This window comes from Dactylosporangium sp. NPDC050588 (assembly GCF_040654975.1).
Lineage (GTDB): Bacteria > Actinomycetota > Actinomycetes > Mycobacteriales > Micromonosporaceae > Dactylosporangium > Dactylosporangium maewongense.
Genome location: NZ_JBFAJA010000059.1, coordinates 1 through 13361 on the forward strand (window position 1 = coordinate 1; position 13361 = coordinate 13361).

A 13361-nucleotide genomic window follows, 5' to 3' on the forward strand; every position below is an offset into this window, starting at 1 on the left:
GGCTTTGATTCGGAGCATGGGAACTCCACTTCGATCACATGGTTGCCTCGAGGGGGCGGGCGGGGCCCGTGAGGCGTCGCGGCGCGCATCCGGCGGGCGACGGCCGCGGCGCTCGCGTCGGCCGGGTCGACCCGCCACCAGCCGACCGGTCCCTCCCAGCGGGTGGCGTACTGGGCGAGCAGGGTCGTCTTTCCCGCACCGGCCGGCGCCACCACGAGGGCGAGCGGCCGGGTCCGCAACGCCGCGAGCTCGTCGAGCAGCCGCCCCCGGACCAGGCCCAGCCGCTCGGCGCTGTGCAGGCCATCCATCACCGCCACCGGTCTCCGTCCGTCGGAACGCCGATACCAACCGTGTCCGCCGTGAGCTATACAAGCGGTACGCGGCCAGATGCGGAAGGTGTCAGACGGAAAGGTGTCCCCTTGGACGCGGTACACATCCGAGTGACGGAGACCGCGGAGGGCATCGACCGGCTCCGCCGCGAGATCGCCGCGTGGACCGACCAGCGCCGCGCCCGCGACCCGCGCCGGCAGTTCCACACGGCATTGACCAGCATCGACGACACCCTCGGCGGTGCCGCCGAACGGGTGGCCGCCGCGTTCCCGGCCGCCGCGACCGGCACCCCCGGCGAGATCTTCGACGCGTGCCGCCGGTTCGAGGGCCGCGCCGCGCTCGTGCGCCGCCTGTGGAGCTGGTACGCGGCCAAGTTCGACCAGCGCGACGACCCGGCCCACCGCCGCGCGCTCGCCGCCGCCGACGAGGTCGCCTGGAGCGTCCACGCCGGGCTCGTCCGCGGCGCGCTCGCGCACGGCCTGCCCGTGCCGCCGTCGCCGGCGCCGCTGCCGTTCCTCGACCCGGTGCAGGCGCCCGAGGCGACGCCCCGCGACGCGCCACCGGCCGCGCTGCGCCCCGACAGCGCCGATGACCTTCTGGCGGTGCTGCTCGCCAGGCTTCCGGTGCCGACCGTGGCGCTGCCCGCGGGTGCCGCCTGGGCGCCGTGGACCCTGGTGCTGCTCGGTCACGAGGTCGGGCACCACCTGGAGCACGACCTGCTGCCCGGCGGGGCGCTGCGCGAGCGGGTCCGCACGGCCGTCGGCGCGGCCGGCGGCGACGACGCGGCGTCGTGGGGCGGCTGGAGTCACGAGCTCTTCGCCGACCTGGCCGGGCTCGTCACGATGGGCGCGGCGTCGGCGGCGGCGCTGGTGCCGTTCGAGCTCGGTGGCGGCCCGTCGATGCTGGACCGCGGCCGCGGGCGGTACCCGGCGCCGCTGGTCCGCCTCACCGTCCTGTCCGCGCTCGCGGACCGCCTCGGCCTGCCGCCCGTCGGTGTCCCGCTGGGCGACCCGCCCGCCACCGACCGGCGCGCCGCCGCGATCCGCCGCGACCTGGGCCGCGTGACCGGCGTCGTCGACGCGCTGCTCGGTCCGCTGTGCGGGCCGGTCGGCCTCGCGGACCTCGCCGGCTTCGACCCGTCCGAGCACCACCCGGGCGGCACCGTCGACCTGCGCGCGGGGCTGCTGCTGCGCGGCGACGGCGCGGCGGGGGAGTCCGGCCCGCGGGCCGTGCTCGGGTACGCCGCGGCCGGCCACGTCGCCCGTTCGCGGCTCACCGACCCTGCCGCGGTGCGCCGCCTCGCCGACACGACCCTCGACGTGATCACCGCCTGCGCCGAGCCCGGCCTGCGCGACGCGGGTCCGGCCGCGCCCGCCGGCGCCGCCGCGCTCGCCGCCGAGCTGGCGGCACTGCTGCTGCGGGACGAGCCGTGACCGCGCTGCGGATCCTCGTCGACGTCGCCCGCGACCCGGCCGGCGACGGCTGGACCGTGCGCCTGACGAGCCCCGGGCAGCCCGGCTGGTCATGGCCGGTGCCGGGCGCGCCGCCGCGGCGGATGCGGGCGGGCACCCACGCGGGCCGCCGGGTCCCGCTGCCGGACCCTGACTGGTGCACGGGCGGGCCCGACCACTCGTTGTGCTGCGCCGCGACGGCCGAGTCGGTGGCCCGGGCGGTGGCCGCCATGGCCGTCCGCGTCGGCGCCACGACCGGCGCCGCCCTCGGTGGCCTCCTGCACGCCGCGCTCCTCGGCCCGGCCGGCCCCAGTGCCCCCGGCGCCGGCGGTGGCGCGGCGTGGGCGGCGATCGGGGACCTCGTCGCGCTGCACCCGGGCGCGCCGCTGGAGCTGGCACTGCGGTGGCCGGTGGGGGACGCCGACCTCAGCGGGCTGCCGTGGGAGCTGCTGCACGACGGGCGGCGGTTCCTCGCCACGTCCGTCGGTGGGGCGCCCGTCGCGGTCACCCGGGTCCTGGCCGGCACGCGGGGCACGGCCGAGCCGCTGCGGGTGCCGCCGCGGGTGCTGTTCGTCGTGGGGACCGCCGCGACCGACCTGCGGGTCCGGCCCGGGGCCGAGATCGCCGGGCTGCTGCGCGCCGTCCGGCAGGCGGGCGCCCGCATCCACTACCGGATGCTGCACGACGCCAGCCCCGACCGGCTCGAGGCGGCGATGGAGACGTTCCGGCCCGACGTCGTGCACATCATCGCCCACGGCGGGACCGGGCCGCACGGGCCGTACATCGTGCTGTGCGCGGACGACCCGAGGGTCAAGGAGGAGCAGCGGTACGCCGCGCAGCTCGCCGAGCAGCTCACCGTCGGCGGCCGGAAACCGCCGGTGGTCGTGCTCAGCGCGTGCGAGACCGGGGCGCTGCACGTGCCCGGGCCGGGGATGGCGACGCCGTTCGCGGTCGACCTCGTGGCCGGGGGCGTGCCGGTCGTCGCCGCGATGGCGGGGATGGTCAGCGACCGGGCGTGCCGGCTCTTCACCCGCCGCTTCGGCCAGGCGCTCGCCGCCGGCACCTCGATCGTCGCCGCGACCGCCGAGGCCCGGCGGCTCACGTTCGCCGCGGACGCCGCCGGCGGGCTGGACTGGGCGCTGCCCGCGGTGTTCCTCGCCGACGAGGACGAGCCGCTGCCGATCCGCGCCGGCGACGGCGGTGCCGGCCTCGCGGCGGGCTGGATCAGCGCGTACGGCCTCGAGGAGGACCCCGTCTTCTGCGGCCGGGAGAACGTCCTGTCCGCGTTCCTGCCGCTGCTCGCCGGTCCGGGCGGCCGCCGCACCGGCTGGGAGTCCGGGCGCGACGAGCCGCGCCGCGGCGCCCTCGCGATCTGCGCCGAGCCGTCCGCCGGGGTCGGCAAGACCCGCACCCTGCGCGAGATCGCCCGGCAGGCGCTGCTCGACGGGCACCTGCCGGTCCTCGTCGGCACCGGCGGCGGCGACCTCGTCGCGCCCCGCAGCCACGCCACGCTGTGCTCCGCGGTGTCCAACGGCATCGAGCAGGTCCGGCTGCACCTGGGGCTCACCATCGACGAGCTGACCGAGTCCGCCGGCCTCGCCGACGTGCTCGCCGGCACCGCCGACGCCGACCCGGCACTGCTCAACCCGACCGTGCGCCGCCTCGTCAGCCGCATGCCGCTCGCCGCCATGCGCATGGCGCTGCAGCTGGACCTGGCCGCGCTGCTCGCCGACGCCCGGCAGCGCTGGCCGCACCTGCGCGACGGCCGGGCGGTGCTGCTGCTCGACAACCTCGACCAGACCGCGCAGGACGTGCTCGACGCGCTGCTCGGCGGCGGCATGCTCGGCGAACACGGCCTCGGCGACGAGCAGGAACCCCTCCCCGTCGTCCTCATGATCAGCGCACCGCGGATCGTCGACGACATCCGGCAGGGCCGCCAGCGGGGCCGCTGGCTCGCCCACGTCGACCTCGCCCCGCTCAGCGACGCCGGCGACGAGGACCTGTTCGCCTACGAACAGGTCATGCTCCACCCGTTCCTGGGCCAGAAGGCGCCCGGCTTCACCGACCGGCCCTGGGCCGTGGACCGCACCCTCACCCCGGAGGAGGCCGCGCCGATCGTCGTCACCTGGCGCCGGTACATGAAGGGCCTGCCGTACAACTTCGTCGAGGGCGTCGTGTTCCCGCTCGCCATCGAGATGTCGTTCCACGCGAAGTACGTGCTGTCCGCCGACGACGACGTCACCGCGGCGGGCCTGTGAACCCGGACCCGCCCGACACCTCCGCGGCCGCCCGCGACGAGGAGGCCCACGAGGCCCGCGAGGCCGCCGCCCGCGACGCCTACGCCCGTATGTCCTCCGACTTCTCCGCCGCCGTCAGTGACGCCATTGCCCGTGGCACCGCTGCCGGCATCTCGGCCGCCGGCGATGCCGCCACTCCAGATGCCGCTGCCGGCGAAGCAGGGGCGCATGATGCGGGCGCCCGTGGTACGGGCGGTGATGCCGCTGACAGTCGTGGTGCGGGCGGTCGTGCTGTGAGCGCCCGTAGTACGGGCGGCGGTGACGCGGGCGGTCGCGGTACGGGCGGACTGGACGCCAGGGCGCTCGACGCGGGGCTCGCCGCGCGGATCGAGGCCGACCGCCGGGACCGGATCGCGCGGATCGGCGCGGAGGCGGTCGCCTGGCTCGCGCTCGCCCCCGAGTGGACCCGCCGGGTCGCCGCGGCCGCCGGGTTCCCCGGCCTCGACGCGGTGTTGACGGAGGCGGTCGAAGCCGGCTGGTGCGTCGCCGAGCGGCACCGCCTCGACCGCCGCGGCGCCCTGGTCAGGGCCCGGCTGCTCGCCACCACCATCCGCGAGCTCCCGGCGGCGACGACCCCGTGGCTGCGCCGGCAGCTGTGCGCCGAAGTGCTCGCGGCCGTGCCGCAGATCGGCTCCGACGCCACCAAGGCCACCCTCCTCGCCCAGATCGCCCACGGCCTGCCCGGCGAGCTGACCGCCGACGCCCGCGCCGTGGCCGCCGCGGTCACGGATCCGGCCCAGCGCGCGTACGCCCTGGCCGTCACCGGCGCCGACCCGTCCACAGTGGACTCGCTCGGCGCGGAGGACCGGCTGCGCGTCGCGGCCGTCCTCGGTGACGCCGCAGGCGTGGCGGCGGCCGCGGTGGAGTGCGCGGCACCGTACGCGGAACTCGTCCAGCTGCTCGGCGACGTCGCGCCCGCCGTCCTCGCGCCGGCGGTGGCCACCCTGGAGGCGGGTCCGCCGTCCACTGAGGACGATCCCGCCGACCGGGCCGCGGTGCTCGCCGCCACGGGAGGGCTGCTGCCGGCGTCCTCCGCCGAGCCGGCGCAGGCCCGGGTCGAGGCGTCGCTCACCAGTGTCCACCCGTCGATCGGCGCCCTGATCCTCGTCGACCTGGCCGCCCTCGCCGCCGCCCGCGGCCGCCCCGACGACGCGCTCGGGTTCGCCGAACGGATCCTCGACGAGGGCCTGCGACTGGAGGCGTACGCCGCCGCCGTCCGCGCCCACCCGCCCCTCGCCGCCGCGGTCGCGGGCATCGCCGAGCCGGTCGCCCGCGCCGCCGCCGAAACCGCCGAACCGGGCCAGGAAGGCTGCGTCGCGCTCGTCGAGACCCTCGCCGCCGCCGGTGCGGGCGCCGCCGCCGAGAGCCTGGCCGCCCTGCTCACGGACCGGCGCGGCCACCCCGACGCGATCGCCGCGCTCGCCCGCGCCGCCGTCGCGCTGCGCAGCGCCGGCCAGGTGCGGGCCGCCGACCGGATCGTGCGAGTCATCGGCACCGCCGTGCTGCCGGACGACCGTACCGTGCGGGCGACCGCCAAGCTGCGGTCCCTGCCGGCCCTCGCGCCGCAGGACGCCGCCCGGGTCGCCGAGGAGGCGCGGATCGTGGCCGAGGAGGCCGAGGAGCCCGACGCCGCGGTCCTCGCCCGCCTGCTGCCCTACGTGGCCGACGCCGGCGCGCCCGCGCTGCTGCGCCGGGTGCTGGAGCTCACCGCGCCCGCCGGGAGCGACGCCGGGTTCTGGATGCCCGACGCGGCCCGCCCCGACGTGCTCGCCGCCCTCGCCGCGCAGCACGGCACGGCGTGGCTGCGGGCGGTGTCCGTCACGGCCGCGGGCAGGGTACGGTCGCCGGAGGTGCAGGCGCTGACCGTACCGGCGACGCTGCGGCAATGGGCGAACCTCGCCGGGACCGCACAGGACCCCTCCGGCGCGGCGACCGCCCGGCGCCTGGAAAGCGCGTGCGGGCCGCTGCTGGAGTCCGGCGCCGTCGGCGAGGCCCTCGGCTGGGTCGAAACCGCGCGGCTGCTGCTGCCGGTCATCGGCGGCGAGCTGGAGACGAGCGTGCTGCTCGTGTCGCGGCGGGCCGAGCTGGCGCAGCGGCGCGAGCAGGACCGCCGGCACCTGGAGCGGTTCCTGGTGCGCCGGGGGCCGGTCGAGGAGTTCGACCAGCTGCTCGCCGAGCCCGACGACGGCGGCCGGTGGGCGCTGCACTACCTCGGCCAGGGCGGGATCGGCAAGACGACGCTGCTGCGGTACCTCACCGCCCGCCTCGCGCCGGAGCGCGGGATCATCACCAGCCGCGTCGACTTCGACCACCTCGACCCCGACTATCCGCTGCGCCGCCCCGGCCAGCTGCTGCTGGAGCTGCTGCAGGAGCTCGGCGCGCACGCCACCGCCGGCGGCGCCGACACGTTCTTCCGCCGCGTCGACCGGCAGCTGCGCGACCTGCGCCACTGGGCGCCCGACGACACCGCCCTCGACGCCCTCGCCGCGCTCGACTCGCCCGCGATGCTCGCCGCGATCGACGGCTTCTGCGAGTTTCTCCGCCTGCTGCCGCGCCGCGTCGTGCTCGTCCTGGACACCTGCGAGGAGGTCGCGAAGTTTCGCCCCGAGGCGGGCCGGATGCCGCAGCTCGTCGCAATGTTCACGCTCCTGGAGCGGATTCACGCGGCGGTACCGTCCGTGCGGGTCGTCCTCGCCGGCCGCCGGCCACTGGTCCGGGCCTCGGCCGGCGGCGTCGCGCCGCTGCCGTCCGGGCAGCCGTACCTGCGGGTCGCGGAGGTGCGCGGGTTCAGCCGGTCGGAGGCTTCGCAGTACGTCACCGACCGGGTCGGCCTCACCCTGGCCGCCGCGGACCTCGACCGGCTTCTCGCCCTGTGCCCGGAGCCGGTCCCGCGGTCCGGCGAGGTCCGGTACAGCCCGTTCGACCTCGCCCAGCACGCCGCCGCCGTCCGTGAGGACCCCGGGTACCTGCACGCCACGGCGCAGCTGGGGGCCGACCCGTACGTCGAGCACCGCATCGTCCGGCGCCTCCGCGAACCCGCCCGCTGGCTGCTGGCCGCCGTCGTCGCCCTGCGCCGCTTCGACCGCGAGATGCTCGAGGCCGCCACCACCGCGCCGCACCGGGACCGGCTGGCCGAGGCATGGTTCGAGCTGGCCGCCACGGAATGGCTCGAATACCGCGTCCACCCGCCGCTGGACACCCCCTTCCTGGAGGTGCACGGCAGCCTGCTGGACCGGCTCGAGCGGTACTTCGAGCGGTACCCGCAGCACCACGAGCGGCTCGAGGCGCAGCGGGTGCTCGGGCTGCGCCTGCCGGGCCTCGTCGACACCCGCCCCCTCGACCGCCTGCGCGTCGAGCACGTCGACGCCGCCCTCAGATGCGCACCCCCGGACCGCGCGGCGACGCTGTGCGACTCGCTGGCCCGCAGGGTGGTGTCGGAGCAGGCGTGGGGCTGGGCGGAGACGGTGTTCGCGCGGATCCTCAGCACCGACGGCGCGCTGGCCGACGCCGCGCATCCCGCGACGGCGGGCGCCCGGGCCCTGTACGCCGCGGCCGCCGGCAAGATCTCGGCCGCCACCCCGCTCGTGCCGATCTGGACGGAGGTCGCTGACGCCGTCGCCACCGACCCGGGGGCGGGCTGGCTGCGTCTGCGGGCGGAGCACGCCGCCATCGGGCGCGGCGCGGACCGGCGCCCTGCCCTGCACGCCCTCCTGGCCGCCGCGTCGGTGGCGGTGCCGGCCGGCACGCCCCACATCGACCCCGCCCCGCCACCGCCGGAGGCCGCTCCCACCGCGTCGGGTGGTGGCCTCGGCGGCGGCCTGGGCCTGGCGTACCACGGCGGCGGCCTGGTGGCCGGTGCCGGCGGCGTCCTTGGCCGGGGCGCCGATGGGCGGTCCCTCGGAGGCACGAGCGTCGGCACCGGCCTGGGGGCGGCGATCGGTGGTCCGGCGGTCGGCGGCGTGGCGGATGGTGGTGGGGGCGTCGCTGGGAGTGTTGGCGGCTCGGGTCGGGGTGGTGTCGGCGGTACGATCGGTGGCGTCGGCGGGGCTGGTTTCGGCGAGGCCCTCGGCTGGGTCGGGACCGGTGGTGTGGGGGGCACCGGGGGAGCGGGCTCGCAGCCCACACCGTCGCTGGTCGTGTCGGACATGCCCGGCATCGGGACGGCCGTGGGCGCGACGCTGGGCATTCCGCCGGGGGCGGCCGGGGGCTCGGTCCTGGGCCGCTGGGCACCTGGCAACGCTTCGGAGCCCGGAACCTCGCAGGACGGCGGGTCCCGCACCTCGCCGGGCGGTGCGGCCGGTGTCAGGCAGGGCGCTGCGGTGGGCGCTCTGGAAGGGCGCGTGGCCGGCAGTGCACCTGGTGAGCCGTCTGGGCGTGGCGCGCGGCGGGCCGGTGCCCCGGGTGGGGCGGTTGCGAGTGGGCCTGTTGAGTTGTCTGGGCGTGACGCGGGGCGGGCTGTTGCGCCGGGTGGGGTGGTGGCGGGTGGGCCTGTTGGGTCGTCTGGGCGTGACGCGTGGCCGACCGCTGCGCCGGGTGGGGCGGTTGCGAGTGGGCCTGTTGGGTCGTCTGGGCGTGACGCGCGGCGGGCCGTTGTGCCGAGTGGGGCGGTGACGGGTGAGCCTGATAGTGGGTCCCAGGGCCCGCTTGACGGCCGTCGATCCGGAGATGGCAGGCATGGCGAGACGGGCGCGGCCGGCGCGGCACCCGGACAGCGCCTGACGAGTGAACCGGGCAGGCACGGTGCTGGCGGTGCTGGCGGTGCGGCGGTGCGGGCGATCGCCATCGCGGTGGGGGACGACGGGGCGGCCGTGGTGGCGGGGGATGCGGCCGGGACGTTGCGGGTGTGGGACTTCGGCAGCGTGCGGGCGGTGACGCCGCCGCGGCGGGCGCATGCGGGGGCGGTGCTGTCGGTGGCGGTGCTGCGGCTCGGCGGGCGGCCGGTGGCGGTGAGCGGTGGGACGGACGGGTGCGTCCGCTGGTGGCCGGTCGAACCCGGGCCTGCCGCCGACCTTCCGGTCCTGCGGGGCGCGGGTGCCGTGACGGGACTCGCCACCGTCGACGGCGCCGGTGGTCCGGTGGTGGCGGTGCTGCGGGACGGCAGGGTCAGGCTGTGGCCGGCGGGGGCGCCCGACCAACTCGCTCGTGAGGTGATCGTCCCGGGGCCGCCCGTCACCGCGCTCGCGGCCGTCGAGTCACCGCAGGCCTCGGCCGGGCCGGCTTCCTCGGCGAGCACGGCCACGTACGGCACGACGGACGCGCCCGAGGACACTGTGGACAGTGGTGGGGCGGTGCTGGTGGTGGGGGCCGGGTCGGGGGTGGTGCGGGTCGATCCGCGGACCGCAACGGCCGGGGCTGTGAGCGACGGCTCCGCCGCCGTGCATGCCGTCGCCGTCACGAGCGCTGATGGGTGGGCGTCGCTCGCCGTTGTCGCGGCCAAGGACGGGGCTCGGGTGCACGACCTCGGTGTGGGCGGCGGCGTGCGGAAGCTGGCCGGTGCGGAGGTGCTCGTCCACGCCTGTGCGGTCGCGCCCGACGGCAGGTGGTTCGCGACCGGGGACGCCGACGGGGCGGTGCGGCTGTGGGACGCGGCGAGCGGGGAGCCGTTGCGGGTGCTGCGCAGCGGCGGGGCGGTGCTCGCGTGCGCGGTGGCGCCCGACGGCACGTGGGTCGCGGCCGCCGGCGGGGACGACGCCGTCAGGCTGTGGGACGCGGCGACGGGGCGTCCGCTGGCGGCGTTGGGCGGGCACGAGGGCGGGGTGTGGGGGTGCGCGGCTGGGCCTGACGGGACGTGGGTCGTGACCGCCGACGGTGCGGGGGTCCTGCGCCGGTACGCGACCGCCGGTGGCCCGCCCGTCTGGGAGTTCCCGCACGGCGGCGGGCTGCGGGGGTGTGCGGTCACCCCGGACGGGAGAGGGGTCGTGGTGGGTGCGGCGGGCGGGGCCGTGCACCTGCACGACGCGCAGACTGGGGCGCTGCGACGCACGCTTGAGGGCCACGCGGGCGGGGCGTGGGCGTGCGCGGTCGCCCCTGACGGCAGGTGGCTGGCGACGGCCGGCGCCGACGGGGCGGTGCGGCTGTGGGACGCGGAGACCGGCGCGCCGCTGCGCACACTGACCGGTGCGGTCGGGCCGTTGTGGGACTGCGCGGTCGCACCCGACGGCAGGTGGGTGGCCGCCGCAGGCAACGACGGCGCCGTCCGGATCTGGTCCGCGACAGGCGCACCCGGGCCCGTCCTGACCGGCCACGCCGCCGGGGTGTGGGGAGTGGCGATCGCGCCCGACGGCACCTGGCTCGTCGCGGGCGGGCGGGACGTGCGTGCCTGGGACGCGGCGACCGGACGGCGTCGGCTCGCGTTGTCGGGTGCGGTGCCGGAAGCGGGCCCCGCCACCGCCGTCGCGGCCGGCACGCTCGACGGGCGGCCGATCGCGCTCACCGGCGCCACCGACGGCCGCATCCACGCCTGGGACCTGCGCGCCGGGGTGCCGCTCGGCGCGCCGATCGCCGGGCACGACGCCGCCGTGACCGCGATCGCCCTCGCCACCGTCCGGGGCAGGACGGTCGCGGCGACCGGCGCCGCCGACGGCACGGTCATGTTCTGGGATCTCGCCGAAGGCTGGCGGCGGGCCCGGCTGCTGCTCGGCGACGCCCTCGCGGCCGTGTCCGCCCGGCTGGACCAGATCGAACGGAGCCCGGACCGCGACGTGCGCGAGCTCGGCGTCGGCCGTGCGCAGGTCGACGAGCTGGCCGCCCTGGCCGAGGCGTGCGGGGCCGCCGCGTACGCCCGCATGCTCCGCGCCCGCCTCGCCTGGCTCTCCGGCGACGTCGATGAGGCGGACCGGCTCGCCGGGGAGGCCCTCGCCGCGTTGCCGGACGACCCGTCGGCGCCGCTGGATCCGTTCGTCGGCGCGGACTGGGATGCGCCCGCCGTCACCGCCGACCGGGTCCGCCTCGAACTCGCCCGCCTCGCCGGCCGCCCCCTTCCGAAGCCGGCCCGGCCGCTGACGGACCCGGCCCGGCTGCTGACGGACCCGGCCCGCCCGCTGACCGGCCAGGACCGGCCGCCGGGGGATCCGGCCCGGTCGCTGACGGATCCGGCCCGGTCGCTGACCGGCCAGGACCGGCCGCCGGGGGAGTCGGACCGGTCGGTGACGGAGCCGGACCGGTCGCTGGCGGTCTCGGACCAGTCGCCGGCGGATCCAGAAGGGTCGCCGGCGGACCCGGACCGGTCGTCGGGGGAACCGGACCGTCTGCCGGCGGAGCGGGAGCGGACGCTCGCGCGGGCGGACCGGGTGCTGTTGCTCGACGTCGCGGGTCGGGCCTGCAATCCGGACGCTGACCGGCTCGCCTCGATCACGCTGCTGCACATGCTCGCGCACGCCGTTGTCGACCGCGGGACCGTGGTGGCGGTCGAGCAGGCGCTCGGCTCGACCGTGACGCCGCCCGCGACGGTCGCGGCGCACGAGGCGGTGCCGCCGCTGCGGGTCGCGCTCGCCCGGGCCTGGGGTGCCCTCGGCGCCGCGGCGGAGGCGCGGGCCGCGCTCGACCGGGCGCGGGTGGCGGACCGGCCCACCATGGACGTGTTCGACGACGCGCTGCTCGACCTGGCCGTGCTGCTCAAGCGCGACTGGGGCCGGCACCTCCGGCAGACATCGACGTCCCCGGCGGCGGTCCGGGCGCGGATCGTGCTCGAACCGTCCGCGGTCAGACCCCCGGACCCGTACCCACGGGAACGCGAGAGCCCTCCGCCGCAGGAGTGGTGGTGGCGGCACCGTAACCAGCCCGACGCCGCGGCCCGGCGGGCGCTGCTGGACGCGGCCCTGTTCGGCGGTGACGAGCCCTCGGCGCTGGACTGGCTGGAGCCGGCCCTCGGCGCCCGCCGGATCGCGGAGATCGCCCTCGAGGAGGGGCGGCTCCTCGCCGTGTACCGCCCGGCGGCGGGAACCCGCCTGCTGCGATGGGCCGCCGACCGGCTCGGTGAGCAGCCGCAGCCGGCGTCGGGACACCAGCCGACCCAGCCGCCCGTCGCCGCCCCTTTGCCGGCGTTCGCGGCGGTGCCGGCGTGGGCCGAGCGGTGGGCGGTCCGTTCGCATGACTGGCGGCCGGTCACGACCGCCTGCTGGATCATCGCGCTCGGGTTCCTCGTGGCCTTCGGGTTCGGGCTGGGGTGGGCGCTGCTGCCGGTCGCGCTCGCGCTCGCCCTCGTGCCGGCGGCGAGCATCGGCGTGGACTGGTTGTGGGAAGGGCTGCCCCGCTGGTCCCGCACCTGGCGCCGGGCGCCGGCGCGGACCCTCGTCAGCCACGACGTTCGTGTCTCCGGGCCGCGATCGACCGGCCGGCCGCGACTGCTGATCAGCGCCGAGTGGGAGGAACCCGCGGCACGCGCCCGGGTCTGGGTCCCGTTGCGGCAAGGTGCGGACGGCGGCCCTCCAGAATGGCCGCGCCGGCGAGTGCGCAGGGCGGCGGCGATCCTGGCCGCGGCGGATCGGGTCCGGCTGCGGGTGCCGCTGTTCGTGCTCCCGTCCGACGACGGCGTGGCCTGGGAGGTGCCGCTGGCGCAGGGGGCCGGGGTGCTGCTGGACGCCCGGCGGATCTGGCAGGCCCAGGGCGCGACGTCGCCGGCGGACCCGGGCTGGACCGTGCTGGCGGGGCCGATCCGGCGGACCCTGCTGCGCGAGACGATGCAGGCGCGGGACACGGTGGAGGCACCTGGCGCCGTCACGACCGGGCTGCTGGCCGTCGCGGGGCTCGCCGTCCTCGTCGACGGGCAGCCCCGCATCACGGTCGAGGCGCTGACCGTGCACCCGGACGACCTGCCGATGGACCGGCTGCGGCTGGTCCTCGTCATCGCCGACGCCACCGAGCCCGGACCGGACAACGCCCTGCTGCGCAGGTGCTGCGGCGACCTGATGCGGGCCGGTGCGGCGGCCGTGGTGCTCGTGCCGGCGATGCCGCTGCGGCATCTCGGACCGGTCCTCGCACCGTTCGCGGCGCTCACGGACGTGCCGGCGGCGGGCGCGGACCCCACGCACGGCCCGACGGCACGCGACCATCCGGCGGCTGCCAGCGAGTCTGTGGCCGGCGGTGAGCTGGCGGGAAGTGGCGCGGCGCGCGACGGGCTGGCGGCCGGCGGTGCAGCGAGCGACGGGCTGGCGCGCGGCGATGCAGCGAGCGACGAGCTAGCGGCGGGCGGTGCGGCGAGCGACGGGCTAGCGGCGAGCGACGGGCTGGCGGCCGGCGGTGCAGCGAGCGACGAGCTAGTGGCGGGCGGTGCGGCGAGCGACGA

Annotated in this window: 3 protein-coding genes and 1 pseudogene; 3 read left to right on the forward strand and 1 reads right to left on the reverse strand. The window is 78.0% G+C overall.

Translation table 11 applies throughout. The features are described 5' to 3' along the window. Positions 1-317, reverse strand: a 317-nt coding sequence (locus AB0I21_RS35160) for a hypothetical protein (protein ID WP_360567691.1), incomplete at its 3' end; no start/stop codon positions are given. Between the two features lie 102 nt (positions 318-419). Between AB0I21_RS35160 and AB0I21_RS35165 the strand changes: the two genes are divergently transcribed. The 3 genes and pseudogenes from AB0I21_RS35165 to AB0I21_RS35175 all read left to right on the forward strand — a co-directional run. Then, positions 420-1763, forward strand: coding sequence for a hypothetical protein (locus AB0I21_RS35165; protein WP_360567693.1), 1344 nt, complete (start codon positions 420-422; stop codon positions 1761-1763). Beyond that, entirely contained in the window at positions 1760-4039 is a 2280-nt protein-coding gene (locus tag AB0I21_RS35170) for a CHAT domain-containing protein (RefSeq protein WP_360567695.1), read from the forward strand. The genes AB0I21_RS35165 and AB0I21_RS35170 overlap by 4 nt, the downstream gene beginning before the upstream one ends. A gap of 272 nt (positions 4040-4311) precedes the next feature. Beyond that, a pseudogene (locus AB0I21_RS35175) lies at positions 4312-13361 on the forward strand (hypothetical protein); the annotation flags it as partial.